The following is a 24364-nucleotide window of genomic DNA, read 5'->3' on the forward strand; positions in this document are numbered from 1 at the left end:
CTAATTGCGCGGGCCGCTGTCAGGCGCTGGCTGGTAATCCCAGCCCGGAAACCTGAGCCCGACACCCTGGGCCCGGCATCTCCCGCTGGGCTGTAGCCTTGCCTGAAGAGAACGCGCCCCCCTGCCGCCATCGAATGAGAGGTGCGCCGGAAACGGGCCGCTGTCGCCATTCCCTCGATATCCCACCGCAGGTGTCGCCAAATGGATACGATATAACTCATTGTTTTTCAATGATATTACCCAGCCGGCCAGAAAGGCGTCGGCAAACAGCAACACTTCTTCGCCTATCGCTGGCCGAAATCCGTCATCCTGACACCCCATGCAAGATAGTTAATATTTATCCTATTGTTTTTAATGGAAAATATTATTCATGGCATCTTTATCGCATTATCGTTGGCAATGGCAAGATGACTGGACCTGGCAAATGGCAAGACCATGGTCGGCTCAGTCCAAGGAGGCCCTGGCTGCGACAAGGAGACGTCGCCTCCCCCCTATTCTCAGCTGTCCGGGATGTCGGCTCGCTGACGGACAGCAAGATCCTTTAGTTCCCTGCGTACTTGGGCCGCTCTGCGGCCTTTTTTTTTGCCTCTACCGGCAAGGCAACAGGCACGGCGCATCACTTGGAAGCTCTATTCCGCTCGGCGAGATCAGACTTTGGAACGAGACGCCACTATGCAAATGAAGCCCAAGCACTCACTACAGATTAGCCCCAACCTATTGCCGAGACTTCTGGCAGGCGCGGTCGTCATTGCCGCCGTGCTTGCCTTCAGCAGCCTGATACCGGAACAGACTGTCGTTCAAGCCACATTTCCGATAGGACTGGCGCCCGGTGCGCTGCATACCGGCCTCATACTGGCCGCCTTCCTCGGCGGCATCGCCCTGGCATCGGCCGTTGTCCTGCCGCCCCTGCGAAATGCCCGAGCTCGCGAAGCGCAGCTCAAGCAGACACAAGCAGTGCTGGAAGCATTGAACGAAGACCTGCACCACCAGGCTACCCGCGATGGCCTGCTGGGCATTGTCAACCGCCGCGAGTTCGAGCGAGTACTCAATCTGGAATGGCGCCGTGCCGCACGGGAACGCCAGCCCCTCAGCCTGCTGATGATCGATGTCGACCACTTCAAGGTCTTCAACGATACCTACGGACACCTGGAGGGCGACCGCTGCCTGCAGGAAGTGACCACCATACTCAACCAGGCGGCCAACCGTCCCGGCGACCTGCTGGCTCGATACGGTGGCGAGGAGATGGTCATCCTCGTCCCTCGCACTGGACAGGAAGGCGCAACGGTTCTGGCTGAGCGAATCCACGCCCTGCTAACCGAACACGGCATCGCCTTCGGCGCCTCACCGGTAGCAGATCGCGTCACTGTCAGCATCGGGGTTGCCTCACTGCTGCCCGTGCATCACCGCAGCCCCCAGGCGCTGATTCAGCAGGCCGACGAAGGGCTTTACGCCGCCAAGAAAGAGGGTCGCAACAAGACCGCCACCGTTTCTCGGCTGCGCTTGATCGCGCCACGGGAGGCGATCGCCTGAGCCAGGCATAGCCAGACCACCACTCACAACGCCGCCTGAATCCGGGTAGCGGCATCGGCCAGCTCCTGCGGCTCCGCCTGAGCCAGCCCTTCCAGTCGAATATCCTCCATCGCATCGATCGGCACCAGGTGCAGATGAACATGCGGCACCTCCAGGCCAACGATTAACATCCCCACCCGCTCGCAGGGAAAGGCCCGCTTCTGCGCCTTGGCCAGCGTCTGCGACACGCGCATCAGATGGGCGGACAGCTCCGGCGACAGATCGTCCCAGTGGTCGATCTCCTGGCGCGGAATGACCAGCAGGTGGCCCGGCTTCATCGGGTTGAGGGTCATGATCGCAACACACTGCGCGTCGTCCCAGACGAAGTGACCCGGAATGTCTCCCTGGATGATACGGGTAAAGATGGTTGCCATGTCGGCTGTCTCCTTTGCAATACAACCCAGATGTCACAGCGAGCCGCAACATTTCGCTCCGTCGCGCGAGCAGGGCTCAAGTTCGGCCATCGCGGTCCGATAACCAGATTAGCAGGTGATGAATATGACAGGCGATGCATCGCTACCGCCCCAGGCGGGCGGTGACGCTGGGGAGGAGATGAAATGAACGACCTGAATATGGCCAGAGGCGTATCGTCCCACGCCTTCTTGTCGAACGAACACCTGGAGCGACGGCTGGTAAGGGCCAAGCTTCTGCTCGATGGCCTGGAGCGGGACGCCGGCTCCAAGGACATGGGGGCGCTGTCGGCCGCGCGGGTGGAGTTTGCTCTAGCCGCGCGTGCCCTGGCCGACGCACTGATCGCCCGGAGCCAGCACGGCAGGGAAAGCGACGATTGAAGCGTGCCAGCGCCACGGGCCGAATGCTATCACCCGGCCGGTGGCAGGTAGTGCACCAGGCACTGTCTGAAAACTGCCTAATCGCTACTCACAGCCTCGAGCTTGTCCTGTGTCCTTGATGCAAAGTCGCTGGCGTCATGGCGCTCGTGCAACTGCTGCTCCAGCGGGCCAAAGGTGCGGTTGACCATGCGGCCACGCTTCACCGCCGGCCGGGCATCGATCTCCCTGGCCCAGCGCTGCACGTGCTCGTACTCCTGCACCTGCAGGAACTCGCCGGCATCGTAGACACGGTCCAGCGCCAGCTGCCCGTACCAGGGCCACGTCGCAATATCGGCAATGGTGTAGTCATCCCCACCCAGGTAACGCGTCTCGGCCAGGCGCCGGTCCAGCACGTCGAGCTGGCGCTTGGCCTCCATGGCGAAGCGGTCGATGGCGTACTCGATCTTGGTTGGCGCGTAGGCGTAGAAATGGCCGAAGCCACCTCCCAGGTATGGTCCGCTGCCCATCTGCCAGAACAGCCAGTTGAGGGTCTCGGTGCGCCCGGCCGGGTCGCGGGGCAACAGCTCGCCGAACTTTTCGGCGAGATACAGCAGGATCGAGCCCGACTCGAACACCCGGGTGGGCGGCGTGGTGCCGTGGTCCATCAGCGCCGGGATCTTCGAGTTGGGATTGACCTCGACGAAGCCGCTGCCGAACTGATCGCCGTCACCGATCTTTATCAACCAGGCATCGTACTCGGCGCCTGTGTGACCCAATGCCAGCAGCTCCTCGAGCATGATCGTGGCCTTCACCCCGTTGGGCGTGGCCAGCGAGTAGAGCTGCAGGGGGTGCTTGCCGACCGGCAGCGCCTTGTCGTGGGTGGGACCGGCGATGGGGCGGTTGATGTTGGCGAACTGGCCTCCGTTCGCCTTCTCCCATTTCCACACCTTCGGCGGTACGTACTCGTGTTCCTGGCTCATGAAGACTCCTGTCGGGGGGATATGGCACGGCACTCCGCCACGAAGCGGATGCGCCCATACCAGTCCGACAAAAGATAGCCTGTTAAGGTTCGGGGTTCGAGCCGGCCTCGCGCCAGTTCGGCGGCACCAGGCCATGACGGCGCATGCGCCGATAGATGGTGGGCCGTGAAACGCCGAGCCGCCGCGCGACGAGGCTGACGTTCCAACTGTTTTCCCTCAGCAGAGCGTGCAGCGCCTCGCCCTCGTTCGGCTCCCCCGTTTTGGGCCCCGCCTCGATCACCCGGGGCGCGGCGCCGAGATGCCCCTGGCACTCTTCCGGCAGGTCGTGGAGCGTGATCTCGTCTCCCTCGGCCGTGGCCAGAGCGAAGGCCAGGGCGTTCTTGAGCTGGCGGATATTGCCCGGCCAGGCATGGGCCAGCAGCGCGCTCATGGCATCGGCGCGCAGGCGCACTTCCCGTCCGCGATCGGTGAGAAGCGCCCGGTAGACGCTGCGAATCACGTAGTGCTTGTCGGCCCGCTCACGCAGCGCCGGCAGCTTCAACTGGGCCCCGTTCAGGCGATAGTAGAGGTCCTCACGGAAGCCGCCCCTGGCAATCAGCTCGCTCATGTCGCGATGGGTAGCGGTGATCACCCGGATATCGACGCGCACCGCCTTCTCGGCCCCCAGCGGCATCACTTCACGCTCGGCCAATACTCGCAGCAGCCGGGTCTGCAGCGTCAGCGGCATGTCGCCGATTTCGTCCAGGAACAGGGTGCCGCCGTCGGCCTGCTGGATAAGGCCGCGCATGCCCTTGCTGCGCCCGCCGGTGAAGGCGCCGGGCAGGTAGCCGAACAGTTCGCTCTCGATCAACGATTCGGGAATCGCCGCGCAGTTCACCGCCACGAACGGCCCCTTGGCGCGCGTACCGCTGTCGTGAAGGGCCCGGGCCAGCACCTCCTTGCCGGTACCGGTCTCGCCGGTGATCAATACGCCGACCTGCTCGTTGCGCAACCGCCGGGCCAGCTTAAGCACGCGATGCATGGCGGGGTCGTCCGAGGCGAGCCGGTCCAGCGCCGGCACCGGCGTGGGCGAAGGGGTCGCGGCACTCGGGGGCAAGCGCCGTCCGCGCGGTTCGATCAGGGTGATGAAGCAGGTGGTGTCATTGGCGCGCGCCCGAAAGGCGCGAATACCATCGTCACTGGCCGCCGGTATGCCCAGCAACTCGCCCATCTCGCCATCGAACAGCTGGGTGATCGAAGGCTGCCAGCCCGGTGACCACGGCGGCCAGCGGCGCAGGTGGGCATCGATCAGCGCGCGTCCGGCGCCATTGGCGGCAATGACGCTGCCGTCCTCCTCTATGGCAATCAAGCCGCGGCCATTGAGATGGACGAATTCCCGGGCGGTATCGAAGCGCAGCATCAGGCAGTGGCGATAGCGATGCAGGAAATAGGCGTCCTCGATCATCCGCGCATAGAGCGTGACCAGCGGCAGGCCGAAGTTCTGGCTCTCCTGGGCGCTCGACGACTGCAGTGCGGAGATGTCCAACACCGCGATGACCTGCCCCTGCGGGTCGGTGATCGGCGCCGCCGTGCAGGTCAGGCTGATGTGGGTGGCATCGAAGTGCTCGCTCTGGTGGCAGGTAATGGCCTGGCCGTCGTGAACGCAGGTACCGACCGCACAGGTTCCCGCGTAGCGCTCGTCCCAGTCGGCGCCGAGATAGAGACCCGCCTGGCGCAGGGCCGTCTCCTGCTCGCGCTGGCCGCGGAAGTCCACGGTGATGCCCTGCCGGTCGGTGAGCAGCAGCACATAGCCCAGCGGGGCGATCTGGGTGAAAAGCTGATCGACACCCGCCCGGGCGACGTGCAGAAGCTCGTCCACCGGCTCGCGGTGCTCCTTGAGCGCCTGCTGGGTCAGCACCCGCACGGGGCGAGGGCGGCCGGGGTCGAGCCGGTACTCGCCGACGCAGCGCTCCCAGGAGCGCCGGATGACCTCGCGGCACCCACCCAGGTCCGCCGGCTGGCCTTCGCTGAGCCGGGTCAGGGTCTCGATATGCTGGCGTTGCTCGTTGCGCAGTGGCATCGCTGCCTCTCTCATGCTCCGCCTCGCCGCACTTCTTGCCGCTCTTCTCTTGCCGCTCTGTCTTGCCAATCTGTCTTGCCAATCTACCTGCGACCGTGCGACGGCGGGCCTTGTTGTTGTGTGGCAGGCCTACCTCCAAGCCTATGCCGTACCGAGCAGGAGTCAATCGACGCCGCCTGCGCCCTTGGTCGGGGGGTTACAGGTGTAACGCTGAGCCCCCTCCGTCGCGTGACAGCTGTCACAGGCGTTACAGGTTGGCGAGACAGCTCCGGGCACCCGCGGCTTTTCTCCGCTTGATAAAAATCGCGTTATTTCAATCCTCTAGAGAACCTTTCCGTTCGACCTTCGCAACTGGCACGGTTTCTGCCATGGCTCAGGGTGTCCCCAAACAACAAGCGGAGAACAACGATGACGACACCCACGCCAACTCAACACGTCCAGCAATGGCTGCACGACTTCGAGAGCGCGCTGGAGCAGCGCGACATTGAACGGGTCATGGCCCTGTTCAATGACGAGTGCTACTGGCGCGACCTGGTCGCCTTCACCTGGAACCTCAAGACGCTGGAAGGCAAGGACGCCATCCAGTCGATGCTCAACGCCACCCTGGGCGAGACGTACCCCACGCACTGGCGGCTCGACGGCGAGGCCACCGAAGCCAACGACGTGACCGAGGCCTGGTTCACCTTCGAGACCGACGCCGCCCACGGCAAGGGCTTCCTGCGTTTGAAGAACGGCAAGTGCTGGACCCTGCTGACCACCATGCAGGAACTCAAGGACCACCCCGAGCCAGGCGGCGACCATCGGCCCATGGGGGCCGAGCACGGCGCCAGCAAGACCCGCGAGACCTGGCTCGAATCGCGCCAGCGGGAAGAACGGGAGCTCGGCTACAGTCGCCAGCCCTACTGCGTGATCATCGGCGGCGGCCAGGGCGGCATCGGGCTCGCCGCGCGACTACGCCAGCTCGACGTGCCCACCATCGTGCTCGACAAGCACCCTCGCCCCGGCGACGCCTGGCGCAACCGCTACAAGTCGCTGTGCCTGCACGACCCGGTATGGTACGACCACCTGCCCTACATCCCCTTCCCCGAGAACTGGCCGGTGTTCGCACCCAAGGACAAGATCGGCGACTGGCTGGAGATGTACACCAAGGTGATGGAGCTCAACTACTGGAGCTCCACCGAGTGCGAGGGCGCCAGCTATGAAGAGGCCAGCGGCGAGTGGACGGTGCGGGTCAACCGCGATGGCGAACGGGTCACGCTGCGCCCCAAGCAGCTGATCCTGGCCACCGGCATGTCGGGTGTGCCCAATGTGCCGCACTTCCCCGGCGCCGAGACCTTCGAGGGCGAGCAGCAGCACTCCAGCCAGCACCCCGGGCCGGACGCCTATCGTGGCAAGAAGGTGGTCGTGGTGGGCTCCAACAACTCGGCCCATGATATCTGCGCGGCGCTGTGGGAGAACGACGCCGACGTGACCATGATCCAGCGTTCCTCTACCCATATCGTGAAATCCGACTCGCTCATGGAGCACGCCCTCGGCCCGCTCTACTCCGAGGAAGCGGTGAAGAACGGCATCACCCACGACAAGGCGGACCTGATCTTCGCCTCGATCCCCTACAAGCTGCTGCCCGACTTCCAGCGCCCCGCCTTCGACCGGATCCGCGAACGCGATGCCGAGTTCTACAAGCGACTCGAGGACGCCGGCTTCCTGCTCGACTTCGGCGACGACGACTCCGGCCTGTTCCTCAAGTACCTGCGACGCGGCTCCGGCTACTACATCGACGTGGGCGCCTGCGACCTGGTGGCCAACGGCGACATCAAGCTGCGCAGCGGCGTGGGCATCGAGCGCATCAACCCGCGCTCGGTGACGCTCAGCGACGGCTCCGAGCTGCCCGCCGACCTGATCGTCTACGCCACCGGCTACGGCTCCATGAACGGCTGGGCGGCGCGCATCATCTCCCAGGAGGTGGCCGACAAGGTCGGCAAGTGCTGGGGGCTCGGCTCCGACACGGCCAAGGACCCCGGCCCCTGGGAGGGCGAGCTACGCAACATGTGGAAGCCCACCCAGCAAGAAGCGCTGTGGTTCCACGGCGGCAACCTGCACCAGTCGCGCCACTACTCCCACTACCTGGCGCTGCAGCTCAAGGCACGCATGGAAGGCATCCCCACGCCGGTATACGGGCAGCAGGAAGTGCATCACCTCGCCTGATTCCTCAGGGGCTTCGCCGACAGCGGTGTAGGAAATGACTTACATCACGACGGTCCCTGCTGCCCGCGGCGCCAAGTCGCGGGCGGCGCACCGAAGGCCCGCTTGAAGGCCTTGGTGAACGACGCTTCCGACTCGTATCCCGCTTCCTGGGCGATCAGCGCGATCGGGGTTGACGATTCCTGCAGGCGGCGTGCCGCTACCCGCATACGCAACCCCGCCAGGTAGCGCATCGGTGGCATGCCCATCAGTTCGGAGAAGTGTTCAGCGAAGGCTGAGCGGGAAAGCCCCACCTCTCGCGCCAGTGTTTCTGTCGTCCAATGACGCGCTGGCCGGTCATGCATCAAGGCCAGTGCGCGGCTTACGAAGGGGTTACGCAGCCCGCCTACCCAGGCACGCTGATCCGGCGGCAGGCTGACGAGGTAGTGCTGTACGGCCTCGATGAAGAGCAGTTCGGCAAGCCGGGAGAGCAACGCCGGTGAACGTACCTCTCCGCTGGCGATCTCGCCGACAGCCAGGCGAAAGGAGCTTTCGATCCATAGCCCGGCCGCACCTTGCGACACGTCGAGCATCATCACGCCCGGCAGCATGCCCATGAGAGGATCGCTCGTCGCCTCGCTGAGCAGGAAACCGCACCATACGCGCGTTGCCTCCCCGCCGCCGCCATGGACGATACGGGCGATACCGCTTTCGATGCTCGTCTGCACCAGTCGGTCGGCACTGATGGGAGGACAATCCAGGGTGCTGCCAAGCACATGCGGTTCATTGCGCGGCAGAACCACGAGGTGCCCTGCCGAGACCTCCATCGCAGCCCCCTCACCTACCCGCAACAGCAGCCGGCCGGTACTGACGTAATGGTAGGCAATGATCCCACCGGGCAACGGCGTGGCGGGATGGCAATCCTCAGGTGCAACCTGGGCGGAAATGCACCAGGGCGCAGTGAACTGCGCATCAAGGAAGATGCCGCCGGTCAGCCGCAGCGTGCGCAGCATATCGAGAGAAGCCTCCATCGGCCTACGCTCCGTGATGGCGGCGGCTCGGACAAGAACCCTGGCGTCTCGACCATTATCTGCCACCGCACCTCCGAGTAGTTTAGCAGCGTGGTGCAAGGCGAGTTCGATGCCCGCCCTGCGCCCCTGACGAACGACAACGACACCACCACGGAGCCATACCCCATGCAGACCGACCGTCAAGGAAATCCCCTCTCCGGCGCCACCGCCGAAACCGCCGAGCTTTATGACCGCTCGGCCGAAGCGTTCAACCTTTACCGCGGCGACCCCGTCACGCCGCTGGACCAGGCCATCGAAGCGGCCCCGGACTTCGCCATGGCGCGAATACTCCGCGCCTACCTGTTTGCGCTGGCCACCGAGCCCGACGCCGCCGAAGCAGCCAGGGCCGATGTAGTGGCCGTGAAGTCGTACCGCCTGAATGACCGCGAAGCCTCCCACGTCGCCGCCCTCGAGCACCTGCTGGCGGGGGAGTGGACAACCGCCGCGTGCGCCCTGGATCGCCACAACCTGCACTATCCTCATGACCTATTGGCGCTGCAGGCCGGCCACCTGATGGACTTCTACCGCGCCAACGCCCGCAACCTGCGCGACCGCCTCGCCCGCGTGCTGCCCCAATGGAGCCGCGACATGCCAGGCTATTCGGTCCTGCTTGGCATGTACGCCTTCGGGCTCGAAGAAACTGGCGCCTACGCCCGCGCCGAAGAGACCGGCCGCCAGGCGCTGGACAGGGAACCGCTGGATTGCTGGGCGCACCACGCCGTGGCACATGTGATGGAAATGCAGGGGCGCGCCGAGGACGGCATCGGCTGGATGATCGCACGCGAGCCCTACTGGGCCGGTGATGACAACCTGTTCAAGGTCCACAACTGGTGGCATCGCTCGCTCTGCCATCTCGAACTGGGACAGGCCGACGAGGCCCTCGCCCTCTATGACGGCCCTATCCGGCAAGAGCGCAGCGTGGTGGCACTGGACATGATAGACGCCTCGGCCCTGCTCTGGCGGCTGCACCTGACCGGCCAAAACGTAGGCGACCGCTGGCAGGAACTGGCCGACACCTGGGACATGCACGCCGACGGCAAGCTCTACCCCTTCAACGACTGGCATGCGGTCATGGCGTACCTCGGCGCCGGGCGTGACGATCAGGTGACGCGGCTACTGGCCACCCTGCGTGATCCCGACAGTGGCCGAGAAGCATCGACCTGGGCAAAACGAATCGGCATGCCGCTGAGCGAAGGCTTTGTCGCCTTCTGGCGCGGCGACTACGACACCGCGGTGGAACGCCTGTATCCAGCACGTCACATCGCCAACGCCTTCGGCGGCAGCCACGCCCAGCGCGACATCATCGACTGGACACTGACCGAAGCCGCCCTGCGCGGCGGCTACCGCGACGTGGCCGAGGGCCTTGCCCACGAGCGTCTCGCCGGGAAGCCGCACAGCCCGCTGAACCGCTCCTTCCTGAGCCGAACCCTCACTCCGGCGGTCGACGAGAAGCAGGTCGCCTGATGCAAAAACGCCGGACGCTCCCACGACATGCGGTTGCGTCCGGCGCCTCGCGAATCCAAGCGTTGACGCGAGGCCTTCGCCAGTCGCTGCTAGCGAGCGGTCCTCTGTAGATAGACGAGATGCAGAAAGGGCACCAGCAAGGGGCTGCCAAAAACGCCCAAGGCAATGATGATCACCCACTCAGGGGAATCCCAGCCCAAGGCGAGCAGGCTGAACAGCACCAAAGACACACCCGCAAGCCCTGCCCCAAGGCAGGCCGCCCGCCACCACCAGAACAACGCACTCTCGTGATCGAGCCACGTCGCGCGATTCCAGAGGTAAGCGACCGCCACACGCCATAACCCCAGAATACCCAGCGTTCCAATCAGCACGAAGTGCATGACCGCCAAGTCCATCAGGCTCCAAGGGAAACCCAAGGTGACGAACAGGGCCACGCTGGAGAACAGGCAGACCACACTCGTCGGCAGCGCCAGCAAGAGCATCTCGACTGCGATCAACATTCGGTGAACGCTTTCCCTGTTCATTTTTCTCCTGACACACGATGCAGTAACAAGACTCAATCACCCGACGCCTGCTGAAGCGCCTCGATATCCCCCGCCACGATGAGCGAAAGATGCCGGGTTATCTTCTCCACCGGCCAGTCCCACCAGGCAATGGCCTGCAGGGTTTCGACCGCCTCCGGCGGGAAGCGCTGCTTGATAGGCCGGGCCGGATTGCCGCCGACTACCGTATAGGGCGGCACGTCGCTTACCACCACCGAGCGCGACGATACGATGGCGCCATTGCCGATCTTCACGCCGGGCATGATGAGGGCGTCATAGCCAATCCACACGTCATGACCAATGACGGTATCGCCCTTGTAGGGCAGCTCGTCCGGCTCCGGCACGACCGTTTCCCAGCCATTGCCGAAGATCTGGAACGGGTAAGTGGAGATACCGGAAAGCTTGTGGTTCGCCCCGTTCATGATGAACTTCGCACCCCGGGCAATGGCGCAGAACTTGCCGATGATCAGCTTGTCGCCGATGAAGGGGAAGTGATAGAGCACATTGCGTTCGAAGTTTTCGGAATCCTCAGGGTCATCGTAGTAGGTGTAATCACCGACGATGATATTCGGGCTCTTTACGACGTTCTTGATGAAGCAAACCTGGGGAAACCCTTCCATTGGGTGCGTATTGTCGGGACTGGGTCCATGCATGTCTGCCCTCCTTGATCTATCTCGCTTGCTGCCACAGCCCATCGCTATTACCGCTCCATCTCTCCAAGCAGTTCCAACTCGGCGTCGTGGAGGGAAACCAACAAAGGCTCGCCGCGGCCGTTGACGCGAAACTGGCCGTAGCGGGCGGGCTCAAAGCGCTCGGCATGACCTTCCTGGAAGAAGAAGGCATCGGTGGCGAACCGCACGCGGCCGTGGCGCATCCGGTAGTTTATACGTATCTCATCGGCATCCAGCGCCCCCTCACCGGAGCCCAGCCGCTCGAAGTGCGCGATACGCTGCGCATCCAGGCGCACCACCACATGGCCATCGGTGGCCTGCCGTTCGCCGCTCTCCCTGCGCTGGGCATAGTGAGCCTCGCGGATGAGGTTACCGACCTCGAAGTTCAGCGCCATGTAGTCGCCCTGCATCAGCGAACGCGGGTCCACCGGCGCCAGCTCCAGATACACCACCTCGCCTTCGGCCAGGTGACGCTCCTTGGCCCAGATGCTCCAATTGACCAGTGCCAGGATCAGCACCAGGGCTACCACCACGATGATCCGGTTCCACTTGGCTGTCGGCGTCATTGGCTCTCGTCCTCCCCGACAGCGACCCGCCTATCGATCCGCCACCTGCGGCGCAACACCCAGCGCAACGCCAGCAGCAACACGCCCAGCAAGCACAGCGTCACTGACTTGGCCAGCAGCGTGACGTCGAGCCAGTAGTAATAGTTGGTGATGGCCAGCAGCAGCAATATCACGCCAAGCCCCATGATCAGGCGGTTGCCGATGGCGAAGCCCAGTGCGATCACCACCGCGCCCTGGCTCAGCCCATGGGCCTCGAGCGAGAGCAGCATCAGCACGGCCGAAGCGCCATAGGCTGCCACCCGCGCGCTCGGGGCAATGGCGTCCCTGTGGCGCAGGAAGACGTGGCGAATCAGCAGCAACAGCGCCAGCGTGGCCAGGCCATCCCCCACCCAGGGCTCCAGCCAGGCCATACCCGTACCCGTACCGTAATCGTAGCGCCCGAGGAGCAGGGACTGCCCGTGATATCCCATGATCTGAATGGCGAGCAGGCCCAGCAACAGGCCATAGCCCAGCGCCTGCAACTGGCGCATATGTGCCGGCCAGCGAAACTCGTTGAGCCACAGGATGGTCAGTGACAGCAGCACCAGGCCGCCGGCCAGCGAAGGCGCAGAGACGCCTTTGGTCAACGCCAGATAGAACGCCAGGCTCGCCGCGAAGGCGGAAAAGGTGCGATGCGTGAGGCTTGGCATCACCAGCGCCAGCACCGCCTGCAGCCCCACCAACGACCACCAGAAGCCGGCGCTCACGCTCCCCAGCGCGGCGCCCAGGGCCCAGGCCACCAGCAGCTGGCCAGCCAGGCTACCCGCCAGCGCCAGGTGCTCGACGAAGTCTCCGTTCGCCCCCCGCAGCAGAGCGAAGGCGCCGGCAATCATCACCAGCCCCAGGGAGGCGGCAGCGGCGCTGCTGTCGAGCACGAACACCGCGCCCATGCCGATGAAGCCGAGCAGGAACAGGGCGGCCAGCCAGCCAGAGAACGCCTGCAGCGCCCGCACGAACCAGGGCGTCTCGAGCACCGGCGGCGCATCCCCCTCGTCGACGACGATGCCGGCCTGGCCGAGCCTTTCATTGAGCGACCGGGTCATGCCGACATCTCCACGTGTATCCGCTTGAGCCAGAACACCGCCATGGCGCCCAACGCCAGCACCGCCATGGACAAGAACAGAAAGCCCCCCGCCCCGCCCTGCCACAGCAGATGCCGGCCGAAGAAGGTGGTGACGACCACGATGACCGACAGGCAGCCGCCCGCCAGCATGAACAGATCGGGCCGCCAATGGCGATAGACGACATAGAGTGTTGCCAGCCACAGCGGGTAGACCAGCACGGCAGCGGAGACATCGGCCCACTCATCCAGGATGAACATGAGCATCAGCAGGGTCAGGGGAATGCCGCTGCCCAGCGCCAGCAGGCCAGTACTCCAGCCGGTCGAGAGCCAGCGCCAGTGCCGCGCGCCCAGCTCCCAGAGCGCGAGTGCCACGGTATTGAGTGCGAACAGCCCCCAGAGGGCGGCGGTATCGCTGGCGAACCAGGTCCCGAATACCCCGCCCCAGGTTCGGAAGTAGAGCAGCAGCGAAAGGTTGAGCAACCCCAGCCACAGGATCCAGAGCGCATCGAAGCGGGCGACCAGCACCCAGGGCAGCATCAGCACGGCCCAGAAGAAGAACAGCTGCCAGGGATCGGCGCCGGTCTGGTACACCTGGCCGAACAGCGCCAGCAGCACGCCCAGCAGCAGCGAGGCCGTCGTCAGCGCGGCCCGTGCCACGATGTTATCGACTACACCGTTATCCGCTCTTCCCTCATCTACTGGGCCGCGTCCTTCGGCCCACCAGTAGACGCCGATGGCCGCCACCAGCCCCGCCTGCACCAGCCCGAAACGCAGCCAGCGTCCCATGTCGGCCCAGTTGTAGGCGACCAGGAACAGCAGCGCGCTGGCCAGCGACAGCGTGCCCAGCCACAGCAGCAATCGATCCAGGAACACGCCCCAGGCCCGCCCCGAAGGATGGAGCCCGGATAGCGCGACCGCCCGCGCTACCTGTTCATGCGGAATCGCACCCCGCTCGATCAATGCCACCAGCTCACGGCGAATGGAAGTCATGTCATTTTTCCGTTTGATGTGGTGATGCCGCGCTTGCGCCTGTCGCCGGTTCTTGTGGCATTACCATAAGACGATGGTAATGCAGGTGCTTCGCTTGGCGCCAACATCGTGCATCTGCGCAAAGAAACTTACCGACCGGTAATTTCAATGACAGGCCAGCTCAGGTTAATCCATCCAGCCGCCTCATTCAGAAGGCCCTGCATCGGAACCGTCCCCTTTCGCCCCGCGGCCACCTGCACTGCCTCCCTTGGCAATATCGTGATCGCTGAGCACCACCACATCCCTGGGCCACCACTCGGGGTGGTTGTCACGAATGAAGGCCATCAGCCTCTCGCGGATATTCATTTCCGCTATCCAGCCGGCGAAGGGGTCGGAGGCCATGAGGTAGCAGGAAATCGTCTGGGCCCTCTCGGTCTGGGCGGTGACGTAGCAGCACAGCTTGTGGTGTTCGACGACGTTGTCCTCCTCCTTGGCGAACGCCAGAAACTTGTCCCTGATAACCTGGACGTCAGCACTCAGGTGGAGAACCAGCTCCAGCGTCCGGTACATCTTGGCGTTCTTGACAGAGAGGTTCTCGAAGGGCTTGGAGACGAAATACGTCACCGGCACGATCAGGCGCCGCTCGTCCCAGCTCCTCAGCCGTATGAAGGTATAGAAGATGCCCTCCACGTAGCACCACTGCCCTTCGAACATCACCAGGTCGCCGATGCGGATGGGCTTGGCCAATGACACCTGAAACGAGGAGAGGATATTGCCCAGCACCGCCTGCCCCGCGATACCCACCAACACCGCCAGGACACTGGCCGACGCCAATAGCGACATGCCCAGCGTCTCGAAGAGCTGGATCTGGCTCAGCACATAGACGGAAACGGCAGCGACCGTGATCAGGATGATGACCCGGCGCAGCGCGTAGAGCGAGGTGAGCAGCTTGCGCTCGTCGCGGGGCTTGGTGTCGTCGATTTCCCCCACCATGCGCCGCGTCACCTTGAGCAGAAGGGTGTCCACCAGGCGAAGCGCTACCGTACCGACACCCCAGGCGATAAGGATGATCAACAGGATCCGAATGAACGTGGTGGCAACGGCCGTGAAGGAGACCACATAGTCGAGCAGTGCCTGGGCTACGAAGGCCATGACGAGGAGTGCCATGGGTCCGCGGATCCTGCTGGCGAAGATGCTGGGCGCGCCGCTGGGGAACCAGTGCGCCAGCAGGCCGACCAGGCCGTAGACCCCCCACCCCACCAGGCCGATCAGCAGCAGGAAGACCGGAATCGCGATCCATTCCCAGATCTGGAGCCTGCCGAGAGAGGCCTTGAAGCGATCCGGAATGTACGCCTCCAGCAGCGACGGCCCAAACGCTTCGTAGAGTACGGGAATTGCCGCAACGCTATCGGGAGTGATCAGCCAGACCGGATCCTCGTCCTCCACCCGATAGCGGGCCAGACGAACATCGTAGGTATCGCCCTTGGCCTCGAGCGAGGCCAGTTCGAGGTTGCGGCGCGGTTGACCGGTCTGGGGATGCTGCCCTGCGGGGTCCTCGATGGCGGCATCCGGGCGGCCGGAAAGGTCAGAGACATTCAGCCATTCACCACGCCGAAGCACCTCGGCCAGCTGCCTGGCCAGCTCTTCCCCCCTCTCGCGCTGCTCGTCGGGGTCCAGATCGGAAAGATTGAGCACATGGGCCGCGCCGGCAAAATCTTCCTGTCCGGTCAGCGCCAGAAAGCTGCGAATCGTCTCTCGTGGTGTCTCCCGCCTGAGCTCTTCGGGGACCTCATCGAGTCCGGTATTCAGAGATTCGAGAGGAAACCACTCTCTCTCCTCGCTCTCACTCTCGCCATCATTCGCATCCGTACCCTGCGGCATCTGGGCCATGCCGGGCCCGGAAAGGATGATGGACAATGCCATTACGGCCCACACTGCCAACAGCCGCCATGCGCCATTTCCTGTCATATATCTCTTCCTGATCGAAGCGGACCCGCTGTCTCTTCCCTCAGACAGCGCTGTTCGGGCCTGGCCGGCCAATAGGACCAGGCCGACCGGACCGCTGGCTGATCGCAGTACAGCTCACCGGCTACCGCTTCGTCCAGTCGAAGGCAGGCACGGCTCTCGGCGAAGCGGCGGCCCCGCAAGGAGCCGCCGCTTGGCTTCGATACCCAAGTGGTCTTGGCGTATTCAATCGCGGTCGATGCAGCAAATCGGCTCCGGGATCAATAGCCCACGGTAAAGCGCTGCCGCACGTGGGCGGGGCGCTCGAGCTCGTCGACCAGGGCGATAGCGTAGTCCTCGAAGGAGATGCTGGAGCCGTTCTCGTTGCTCAGCAGCGTATCCTTGCCGAGGCGGAAGTTGCCGGTACGCTCCCCGGGCACAAACAACGCCGAGGGTGACAGGAAGGTCCAGTCGAGATCGTCGACGGTCCTCAGGCGCTCCAGGAAGACCACGCCTGCGCTCGCTTCCGCCTTGTACTCGGCGGGAAACTCCGGCTGATCGATCAGGCGCTGGCCAGGCGCGATTTCCAGGCTGCCGGCGCCGCCCACCACCAGATAGCGTCCCACCCCCGAATCGCGTACCACGCCGATCAGGGTATCGGCATCGCTGGCGGCAAAGTGCACCGCGCTGATCACGGCATCGTGGCCGCGCAGTGCCTCGGCGAGCCCCGCCCGGTCGTTGGCATCTCCCTGGCGGGCGGTTACCCCGGGCAGGGTCGCGATTCTGTCGGGATGCCGGGCGATGGCAGTCACCGTGTGACCGCGCTCGGAGAGTTCCGCGAGGATGCGTGAACCGGCGTTGCCGGATGCGCCGACAAGAGCGACGTTGGCCATGATCAAGTTCTCCTTGGTTTGCTTTCGAGACCTGGTCTACTAATTAGACCCAAGCAGCAAACTATGGTACTTCTTGCCCCTGCGCAAGAAGTCACCGCCATGCGACCCGGTCACACCACCCTGACCCATGAGCGTCCAAGGAGCCTGCCATGCCACAACAACCCGAGATCATCGAATTCGATCACCCCTGCCCCATCCGCGACGTACTCGACCGCATCGGCGATCAATGGAGCGTGCTCATACTGCTGACCCTGCAACCCGGCACCAAGCGCTTCAACGAATTGATGCGCGAGATCGGCGACATCTCCAAGCAGATGCTCTCGCGCACCCTCAAGCACCTGGAACAGGATGGTTTCATCACCCGCACGGTCTACCCGGAAGTACCGCCACGCGTGGAGTACGACCTCACCGAGCTCGGCCACTCATTTCTCGAGCCGATGCAAGCCATGGTGGACTGGGCCGACACCCACCATCGCACCATCGCCGAGGCACGGAGGCGTTATCGGGTCATTTGACCGCCCGCTGCCAGGCGCGCCGGGCCTCGCGACCGAGGCCCCTGGGCAAGACGAGACGGGTAGCGCCGAGGTAATCGAGAAACTCACGCGCGGTCTGCTGTTGGGCTATTCTGTTGAAACCCCATCCCTATGGCCCCGTAGGCGAACCAACCCATGTCAACGGAAAACAGTAGGAATGAAATCAATGGGTTAATGATCTTTTGATGATTGTTCTGGGCTCATCGTCCGTCGAAACCGAATGTTTCGACACCATGGCCATCCTTGGCCACACGAGGGGGGAAGCCTGATGCCAGCATTCCACTCCAGCACACCATGCAAAGCGCTGGGCACGGCCCTGTTCGCCGGTGCCGGCTTGCTGCTCGCCGGTCATGCGAACGCCGAAACCCAGCCGCCAGAAGCCGGGCCGGCGTTGTCATCGGGCCCCTCCGAAATCGTGTTCGAGGAGCATAACCTCTTCCCGGAGGGTCTCGCCTATGATCAGGCCCGCGACGAATTTCTCGTGAGTTCGCTATATTTCGGGGGCATCTACCGCGTCTCGCTTGAGGGCGATATCCAACCGCTCGTCGAGGACGAGCGCCTGATCTCGACCTTCGGCTTGCACCTGGATACGGAGCGCAATCGGGTGCTGGTGTGCAACTCCGACCTCGGCGTCGGCGAGCGAACGGCGGAGGACACCAAGATGCAAGTGGCGGAGCTTGCCATCTACGACCTCGCTACCGGTGAGCCGCTGCGCCATGTCGACCTCACCGCCCTTCATGAGGGAGCAGCCCATTTCTGCAACGATGTCATCGTCGGACCAGACGGCACTGCGTATGTGACCAACAGTCTATCGCCGGTGATCTACCGGGTGCCGGTGGACGGCGAACCCGACGTCCTGACGACATCAGAGCTGTTCGAAGGCGAAGGCGTCAACCTCAACGGGCTGGTGTACCATCCCGACGGCTACCTGATCGTCGCCAAGTACAATGACGGCACGCTGTTTCGCGTATCGCTCGATGATCCTTCAGACGTCCAGCAGGTCGAGCTCGACCGCACCTTCGAGGGTGCCGACGGCATGGTCTGGGACTCGCAAGGCAAGCTGGTCCTGACAGCCAACGCCATCATCGGTGGCGAGGTGAGCACTGATGCGGTAGTGCAGCTGTCCAGTGAGGATGGCTGGAAAAGCGCTCACGTCTCCGGCGGCATGGACACGGGCGCCGTTTTCGTGACGACGGCGGCGCAGCGGGGCGACGAAACCTACGTGCTCTACGCCAGGCTCGACCGGCTGTTAACCGGCAAGCTGCCCGTGGAGCGTTTCAGCATCCGGCGCGTGGACTTCGAAGCACAATAGCCACGCTGTCGTGGTGCATTTGCTCCAGGAACCCACGCTGCGGTGTAGCGCATCCGGCGGCCCCCGACCAGCGGGTCGATCACCCGGGGTCAGAATTTGATCGTGCCCTGCAGGTTCATTTAACCGCCCGCTGCCAGGCGCGTCGAGCCTCGCGACCGAGGCCCCTGGGCAAGACGAGACGGGTAGCCCCGAGGTAGGCGAGAAACTCACGAGCGGCCTGCTGAAGGGCCTCGGGCAGGCCCTCGGGAAGCCTGGCCGGATGGATGTCGGGCTCCCAGTGCCAGGCGAGGAGGGTCAAGGTGCCCTGCTGGCACTTGGCGTCGAAACGAGCAATGAACCGCTCGCCCCACAGCACCGGCAGCACATAGTACCCCCAGCGCCGCTGGGCCTGGGGCTTGTAGACCTCCCAGACGTAATCGAAACCGAAGAGCCGGGCAACGCCACCGCGGTCCCATATCAGCGGATCCAGCGGGGCGAGAAAACGCACTCCCTGACTCGTGGCACCGGCCGAGTCGGGTGCCTCCTCCAGGACCGAGAGTGCCTCGGGCGTGGTCCAGTAGCCCGAGCCTTCCACGTCGAGTTCGATCAACTCTCCCCTGGCGATGGCCCGTGCGGCGATTCGGTCACGTTCCGCGCGCGGGCAGGGCAGCAACCAGACGGCGGCATCGGCGGTGGGGCGCAGCAAGCCAGCGGCTTGCACGCGACGGACCACCAGCCGTTGCAGGGCATCGTCCTGCGTGGCGTCCGGCACGCTCGCGCCCCGGGGCAGCACGCGTTCAGGCAAGTCGTAGGCATGGCGACCGCCCACTCGGTGGTGCGTCATCAAGCGCCCGGCGTCCCACAGCGCCTTGAGCAGGTGGCGCGAGCGCTTGGGGCCGTACCAGCTGCCGCGCAATGCGGGGTCGGCCCGTTGATCGCCGAGCTCGAGGCTGGTGGCGGGGCCATGGCGTTCGACCTGGTCGACCAGGGCGAGGGCTTCCGGGGACTCGACGTCCACCCCATGCTGTCGCCAGCGCCGGGCGAACCAGCGATGGAACGGCGCCTGGGCCCACCACTCCCCGGGCTGGATCAGGCTGGCCTGCTTGTCCCAGCCATCGACCAGCAGCCGCTGACCATAGGCCGCATGCAGCCAGTCACCCCGCCGGTATCCGGGCACCCGCGCCTGCAGGACCAGGTCCGGGTTGGTACCGACCGGCGCCAGGGGATCGAACTGAATGGTCCCCAGACGACGGATGACGGTCGCCAGCGGCGCCAGTTGAAAGTGGTAGCGCACCAGCAGGCGCCGGGCATCGGCGCGAGTCAGGGTCAAGCGTTGTTGGGCAGTCATCGGCAGTCCTTGTCCTGAGGCATACCCTAGCTTAGGCGAACAGAGCCCCCCCAGTTCCACTCGCTGCGCGCCACGGCGTCGTGGGCGTGCAGGCTCTCGGCGTGCACCACACGCAGGGCGATCTGCTCCATGCCGACCCAGCTCAGTGCACCAAGCCGGGAAGCGGGTGCGGCGGCGATATCTTCAAGCGCTAACCTGTTCACCCCGACCACCGGGTTCAGGTGGCCGGTGCGGGCTGAAAGTAGTCGAACAGCTGCGTGACCGCCTCGGGCGCCACGCCGTTGGTAATGAACACGAAGCGCGAGACACCGTCGCGGCAGGCCTCGACCGGCAGCGGCTCCGGCGGGTGGAAGATGTGCTGCACACCATGCAGGGCCAGCGGTTGCTCGCGCCCGGCAATCTTCACGATGGCCTTCACCCGCAGGATCTTATCGCCCAGCAGCGACAACAGCAGGTCCAGCCAGTCTTCGAGGAGTTCGGGCGCGATGGGTTGCTCGACGGTGAAGCAGAAGGAACGAATCTGTTCGCCGTGCCGGGTCAGCGCCGGGCCGGATGCAGGCGCCATCATCGATGCCAGGCCGCCGGGAGTCGGTGGCGTCATACCCATGCCGGGGGAAGCCTGGGCGGGGGAAACCTGAGCATAGGAAGCCGCACGCAGCCAACGCTCGGCGCGCTGCCCCTGTGCGGGCAAGCCGCTCCCGACCACATGCTCGGCCGCCAGCTCACCGTGGCGCACCTGCAGCTGCTCGGCGGCCGGGTTGATCGCCGCCAGATGGCTGGCCAGCCGCGACAGCCGCTCCTCATCCACCAGGTCCGTCTTGGTGAGCAGCAACCGGTCGGCAACCGCCACCTGGCGCTGCGATTCGCGATGCGCATTCAGGGTCGAGATGCCGCTGGCAGAATCCACCAGGCAGATCACGCCATCCAGCGAGAAGCGGTGAGCCAGCCAGTGGTCGGTCATCAGGGTGTGCAGGATGGGGGCCGGGTCGGCAAGCCCCGTGGTCTCGATGATCACCCGCGAGAAGGGCTTGCCCCCCTCCCGCTCGATCGCCTCGCAGGCCTGCTGCACGGTGCGGCTCAGGTCACCACGGATGGTGCAGCACAAGCAGCCGCTGCTCATTTCCACCACGGTATGCTCGTCGCTCTCGGCGACCAGCCGGTGGTCCAACCCGATATCGCCGAACTCGTTGATCACCACCAGCGCATCCTTCATGGCGGGCTGACGAACAAGGCGATTGAGCAGCGTGGTCTTGCCGCTGCCGAGGAAGCCGGTGAGTACGGTAACGGGGATCAGGACGTTGTCATCAGGGCTCATACGAAGCACCGTAACGGGGCATGTTCATCGCCACATCGTTGAAGTGAAAGGGAGTTCTTGGCAGGCCCCGGCGAAACATCCCACTCGCACCGCCTTGGCGTGTCTCACGTTTCCTTGGCGAGTAGGGGTGCATCCCAAGTCCAACCTTTATGTTATATCATAACATAAACTGGAACGTGAGCCCTGCTGTCAGCCCGCCACCGGCGCCCTCGAATCCAGGCCTCACAGGGTCGGGCCGCGCGTCCATCGACTGGGCGGGTGAGGCTGTCGTACCGCATCACTCGAAATTAGCATTTTATTAATTTCAACGAAAACATGCGCTTCACGCCAATACTGGAAAATTAAACAGAAAGACTTTGACCCAAGCCAGTAACCGTGACACCGTAGTCGCAGCTGGTTAGTAAGCGTTATAGAGTTTCAGTAGTGTTCGATTCTTTCGGCAGTCTGTAATTTATCTCGTTCTACCCGCTATAAACCTGGGTAAAACCAGAAACATTGCAAGGCGCTAAGCGCGAAAGGATTTATATTATGACGACTGGCACAGTTAAGTGGTTCAACGATTCCAAAGGCTTCGGCTTCATTACTCCGGCTGACGGCGGCGATGACGTTTTTGCCCACTTCTCCGAAATTCAGGCAGAAGGCTTCAAGTCCCTGCAGGAAGGCAGTTCCGTCTCTTTTGACGTGACCCAGGGCCAGAAAGGCCTTCAGGCTTCAAATATCAAGCAAATCGCATAACTTAACGGTTAAACGATTTGTCGAACCTTAGGGTTCGATGACAAGGCCCGCTTCGGCGGGCCTTGTTGCGTTATATCCAGCACCCGAAAACCGAAACGCTGATGGCAGCGGTTACGAGGCCAGCGCGTCGAAGCGCTGGATCTCCTCTGGCGCCAGGCGACTGGTCTCACGGGCGACATTGGCCTGCATGTTGACCCGGGCCACCTCGCTCAGAGCCTCATCGACCCTCTTGTGCTGATGGGTACTGAACCACTCCAGTACCTCGGCCAGGTGCCAGAGTGAGGCACGCCCTTCATGCAGTGGCAGCGGGAAGGTCGTCAGATGTAACTGCAGCAACTTGCGCATATTCTGCCGGCTGAAAGCGAACAGTTCTGCGATATCAGTCACACCGACCAAGTCGGGGCCAGCTTCGATCAGGCGCGCCCCTGGTATGGCTCGTTTTACATCCGCCATGGCGCTAGAGACCGCCTCATGGGCCGAGCCTGCTTCACGTGAAAATTCCAGGGCCAGACGACCTCTCTGCCCTAGCCCGACAAGCGCATCGTCACAGCCCGCCTCAAAGAGGCGGGTTTCCAACGCTTCCATATCGAGCGTGTCAGGAATAGCAAATTTCAGCGTAAACTCGTATGGGGTCATGGTTTGTCGTCCTCCTCAGAGGATGAGCCACCCGTACAGTTGTCGACGACACGGCGTAGCTGTCTAGCATGGTTGGCGGGATTCTTCGGCGTACTCCATACGCTCACGATGCAGAACTCACCACAGCGGCATACAGCAAAGCTGCCTCGACTTCCTTCTTGTTATGGCGAGGACGTGTCATTCAGGCTCCTGCTGTTAGCATAGGACGCATCTCACTGGGTTGTCAATTGACAACTTTCGGGACATATCACCATGATTCGAGCAAATGTCCTCAAGGCCGCCGCATGGCGGCGACCAGGGCACTCGCCCCGATCAGGCTGCCGGCACCGGTGCGGTGCAGGATGCGGCGCAGCCGTGCGCTCAGCATCCGGCCGCCGCTGGTCGCCAGGAAGGTGAAGGCGAGATCGCTGAGCACGCCGATGACCAGAAAGGTCGAGAACAGGATGGCCAACTGCGGCAGCAAGGGCTGGCTGGGTACCACGAACTGCGGCATGAAGGCCATGAAGAAGGCCAGGCTCTTGGGGTTCAGCGCGGTGACCAGGAACGCCTTGGCCGTACCGAGCCGAATATCCGTACCCGTAGGCTGCAGGTCGCCCAACTGGCCGGCCTCGCGCCACATCTTGATGCCCAGGTAGAGCAGATAAGCGGCCCCGAGCCATTTGAAGAGCTGGAACAGCTCGGCGGAAGCCATCAGCAGGGCGCCGACCCCGGCGAACGACAGGGTCATCGCCAGCAGGTCACCCAGGAAGAAGCCGGGCAGCATGGCCAGGGCGGCCCGTCGCCCGCGGTTGACCCCGGTGGTGACCAGCAGGGCCACCGCGGGGCCGGGGGAGGCGATGATCAACAGTGAGGCCAGGCAGAAGGAGAGCCACAGTTCCAGCGGCATAGCGCGTTCCTCGAATGGGTCATATCGGTGACGTTCGGCACATCCTCATAGTGCATCACTGCCGCCACTTGGAAAGCAACACGCAACGCCTCAAGATGCTACGTTATAACATCCTTGATCGGTCAAAATTTATAGCCCACCATGATCGGCCTTTGGCACCGACAAGGGCTTCGCGGGACTGTTTCCCGTGGCAGGCTAACCGTTTTTGGAGTGAGCGTTTTGGAGAATGAATGATTGCCAAGAAAGAACGCGGCAAGATGGAGCGGCGATTGGCCGCTTCGCTGACACATGCCTGTGAGCAGGCCAAGCCCCTGTTGCCCGGCTTTTGCTGGCTGACCCACGAGGTCGATTACCAGCGCTTTCCCGAGAGCCTGGTGGTCACCTGGGTGTTCGATACCCACCCCAACCTGGCGAGCGCGCTCAAGGGCGATGCCCGACGCTGCATCACTGACCTGACCGCCGAGGCATTGGCCGAGGCCGGCGTCGATGTCGGCGACGCCTCAAGGCATCTCGACTTCGACAGCGAAGACGCGTGCCAGCGGGAACACGGCGGCGACTGGCAGCGTCGGCTACGCACCAAGACCATGAGGCACTGAATGGCCAAGAAGATCGAAAGTCCCTGTGTCTCGATTTGCCAACTATCGGGAGGCCTGTGCACCGGCTGCGGCCGCACCGTGGAGGAGATACGCCATTGGAAAGCCATGAAGCGGCCGGAAAAGATGAAAACGGTGAAGCTTGCCGATGAGCGCTTGAAGAAGATCCCGCGTGATTGATGCGCCCTTGGCCACCCCCCTTCGCCACAGCGAAGACCTCGGCAAGCGGGTGCGCCAACGACGCACC

25 protein-coding genes are annotated in these 24364 nt (G+C 63.7%); 9 read left to right on the plus strand and 16 right to left on the minus strand.

The window, feature by feature from the left end; genetic code table 11:
* Positions 1-672: 672 nt before the first annotated feature.
* Positions 673-1530 carry a diguanylate cyclase gene (locus LY622_RS19635; RefSeq protein ID WP_234292423.1) on the plus strand — a complete coding sequence of 286 codons (858 nt, stop codon included), beginning with the start codon at positions 673-675 and terminating at the stop codon, positions 1528-1530.
* A 23-nt stretch (positions 1531-1553) separates the two neighbouring features.
* Here LY622_RS19635 and LY622_RS19640 read toward each other — a convergent pair whose 3' ends face one another.
* The gene (locus tag LY622_RS19640; RefSeq protein WP_234292424.1) at positions 1554-1943 is read right to left on the minus strand and encodes an HIT family protein; all 390 of its coding nucleotides are present in this window, start codon (positions 1941-1943) and stop codon (positions 1554-1556) included.
* 183 nt (positions 1944-2126) lie between these two features.
* On the opposite strand from LY622_RS19640, the gene LY622_RS19645 reads away from it, so the two are divergent.
* Complete coding sequence (locus tag LY622_RS19645) at positions 2127-2360, plus strand: hypothetical protein (protein ID WP_234292425.1); 234 nt, start codon at positions 2127-2129, stop codon at positions 2358-2360.
* A 77-nt stretch (positions 2361-2437) separates the two neighbouring features.
* On the opposite strand, the gene yghU is transcribed toward LY622_RS19645, so the two are convergent.
* Both yghU and LY622_RS19655 read right to left on the minus strand, forming a co-directional pair.
* Complete coding sequence (yghU, locus tag LY622_RS19650; protein WP_234292426.1) at positions 2438-3319, minus strand: glutathione-dependent disulfide-bond oxidoreductase; 882 nt, start codon at positions 3317-3319, stop codon at positions 2438-2440.
* Between the two features lie 82 nt (positions 3320-3401).
* Positions 3402-5378, minus strand: coding sequence for a sigma-54-dependent Fis family transcriptional regulator (locus tag LY622_RS19655; protein ID WP_234292458.1), 1977 nt, complete (start codon positions 5376-5378; stop codon positions 3402-3404).
* 408 nt (positions 5379-5786) lie between these two features.
* Here LY622_RS19655 and LY622_RS19660 point away from each other — a divergent pair, with 408 nt between their 5' ends.
* The gene (locus LY622_RS19660; protein ID WP_234292427.1) at positions 5787-7583 is read left to right on the plus strand and encodes an NAD(P)/FAD-dependent oxidoreductase; all 1797 of its coding nucleotides are present in this window, start codon (positions 5787-5789) and stop codon (positions 7581-7583) included.
* 44 nt (positions 7584-7627) lie between these two features.
* On the opposite strand, the gene LY622_RS19665 is transcribed toward LY622_RS19660, so the two are convergent.
* Positions 7628-8590, minus strand: coding sequence for an AraC family transcriptional regulator (locus tag LY622_RS19665; protein WP_234292428.1), 963 nt, complete (start codon positions 8588-8590; stop codon positions 7628-7630).
* Between the two features lie 165 nt (positions 8591-8755).
* Here LY622_RS19665 and LY622_RS19670 point away from each other — a divergent pair, with 165 nt between their 5' ends.
* The gene (locus tag LY622_RS19670) at positions 8756-10093 is read left to right on the plus strand and encodes a tetratricopeptide repeat protein (protein WP_234292429.1); all 1338 of its coding nucleotides are present in this window, start codon (positions 8756-8758) and stop codon (positions 10091-10093) included.
* Between the two features lie 89 nt (positions 10094-10182).
* Here the strand turns inward: LY622_RS19670 and LY622_RS19675 are convergent, their stop codons facing one another.
* The 7 genes from LY622_RS19675 to LY622_RS19705 form a co-directional block, all read right to left on the minus strand.
* On the minus strand, positions 10183-10617 hold the full coding sequence (locus tag LY622_RS19675) for a hypothetical protein (RefSeq protein WP_234292430.1): 435 nt from the start codon (positions 10615-10617) through the stop codon (positions 10183-10185).
* Positions 10618-10649: 32 nt separating this feature from the next.
* Complete coding sequence (locus LY622_RS19680) at positions 10650-11288, minus strand: Vat family streptogramin A O-acetyltransferase (protein WP_234292431.1); 639 nt, start codon at positions 11286-11288, stop codon at positions 10650-10652.
* A 47-nt stretch (positions 11289-11335) separates the two neighbouring features.
* Complete coding sequence (locus LY622_RS19685; RefSeq protein ID WP_234292432.1) at positions 11336-11872, minus strand: GDYXXLXY domain-containing protein; 537 nt, start codon at positions 11870-11872, stop codon at positions 11336-11338.
* Positions 11869-12954 carry a DUF4401 domain-containing protein gene (locus LY622_RS19690; RefSeq protein ID WP_234292433.1) on the minus strand — a complete coding sequence of 362 codons (1086 nt, stop codon included), beginning with the start codon at positions 12952-12954 and terminating at the stop codon, positions 11869-11871. Before LY622_RS19690 ends, LY622_RS19685 begins: the two co-directional genes overlap by 4 nt.
* Complete coding sequence (locus tag LY622_RS19695; RefSeq protein ID WP_234292434.1) at positions 12951-13964, minus strand: DUF2157 domain-containing protein; 1014 nt, start codon at positions 13962-13964, stop codon at positions 12951-12953. Before LY622_RS19695 ends, LY622_RS19690 begins: the two co-directional genes overlap by 4 nt.
* 183 nt (positions 13965-14147) lie before the next feature.
* Positions 14148-15911: a mechanosensitive ion channel family protein gene (locus tag LY622_RS19700; protein WP_234292435.1), complete on the minus strand. Its 1764-nt coding sequence runs from the start codon at positions 15909-15911 to the stop codon at positions 14148-14150.
* Between the two features lie 257 nt (positions 15912-16168).
* Positions 16169-16780: an NAD(P)-dependent oxidoreductase gene (locus tag LY622_RS19705; RefSeq protein ID WP_234292436.1), complete on the minus strand. Its 612-nt coding sequence runs from the start codon at positions 16778-16780 to the stop codon at positions 16169-16171.
* Between the two features lie 149 nt (positions 16781-16929).
* Here LY622_RS19705 and LY622_RS19710 point away from each other — a divergent pair, with 149 nt between their 5' ends.
* Positions 16930-17295, plus strand: coding sequence for a winged helix-turn-helix transcriptional regulator (locus LY622_RS19710; RefSeq protein WP_234292437.1), 366 nt, complete (start codon positions 16930-16932; stop codon positions 17293-17295).
* A 286-nt stretch (positions 17296-17581) separates the two neighbouring features.
* Entirely contained in the window at positions 17582-18625 is a 1044-nt protein-coding gene (locus LY622_RS19715) for a hypothetical protein (protein WP_234292438.1), read from the plus strand.
* A gap of 115 nt (positions 18626-18740) precedes the next feature.
* Here the strand turns inward: LY622_RS19715 and LY622_RS19720 are convergent, their stop codons facing one another.
* The 3 genes from LY622_RS19720 to LY622_RS19730 are packed head-to-tail and all read right to left on the minus strand — an operon-like array spanning position 18741 to position 21267.
* Positions 18741-19952, minus strand: a complete 1212-nt coding sequence (locus LY622_RS19720) for a DNA glycosylase AlkZ-like family protein (RefSeq protein WP_234292439.1) — start codon at positions 19950-19952, stop codon at positions 18741-18743.
* A gap of 26 nt (positions 19953-19978) precedes the next feature.
* Positions 19979-20155 carry a hypothetical protein gene (locus LY622_RS19725; protein WP_234292440.1) on the minus strand — a complete coding sequence of 59 codons (177 nt, stop codon included), beginning with the start codon at positions 20153-20155 and terminating at the stop codon, positions 19979-19981.
* 14 nt (positions 20156-20169) lie between these two features.
* Positions 20170-21267, minus strand: coding sequence for a CobW family GTP-binding protein (locus tag LY622_RS19730; RefSeq protein WP_234292441.1), 1098 nt, complete (start codon positions 21265-21267; stop codon positions 20170-20172).
* A 528-nt stretch (positions 21268-21795) separates the two neighbouring features.
* Here LY622_RS19730 and LY622_RS19735 point away from each other — a divergent pair.
* A complete protein-coding gene (locus LY622_RS19735) occupies positions 21796-22002 on the plus strand; it encodes a cold-shock protein (RefSeq protein ID WP_234279965.1) in 207 nt (68 codons plus the stop codon).
* 111 nt (positions 22003-22113) lie between these two features.
* Here the strand turns inward: LY622_RS19735 and LY622_RS19740 are convergent, their stop codons facing one another.
* Both LY622_RS19740 and LY622_RS19745 read right to left on the minus strand, forming a co-directional pair.
* Positions 22114-22638: a helix-turn-helix transcriptional regulator gene (locus tag LY622_RS19740; RefSeq protein WP_234292442.1), complete on the minus strand. Its 525-nt coding sequence runs from the start codon at positions 22636-22638 to the stop codon at positions 22114-22116.
* Between the two features lie 271 nt (positions 22639-22909).
* The gene (locus LY622_RS19745; RefSeq protein ID WP_234292443.1) at positions 22910-23524 is read right to left on the minus strand and encodes a LysE family translocator; all 615 of its coding nucleotides are present in this window, start codon (positions 23522-23524) and stop codon (positions 22910-22912) included.
* Positions 23525-23754: 230 nt separating this feature from the next.
* Between LY622_RS19745 and LY622_RS19750 the strand changes: the two genes are divergently transcribed.
* The gene (locus tag LY622_RS19750) at positions 23755-24120 is read left to right on the plus strand and encodes a hypothetical protein (RefSeq protein WP_234292444.1); all 366 of its coding nucleotides are present in this window, start codon (positions 23755-23757) and stop codon (positions 24118-24120) included.
* A complete protein-coding gene (locus tag LY622_RS19755; protein WP_234292445.1) occupies positions 24121-24297 on the plus strand; it encodes a DUF1289 domain-containing protein in 177 nt (58 codons plus the stop codon).
* Positions 24298-24364: the final 67 nt, after the last annotated feature.

The sequence above is a fragment of the Halomonas alkalisoli genome, assembly GCF_021412585.1.
GTDB lineage: Bacteria > Pseudomonadota > Gammaproteobacteria > Pseudomonadales > Halomonadaceae > Halomonas > Halomonas alkalisoli.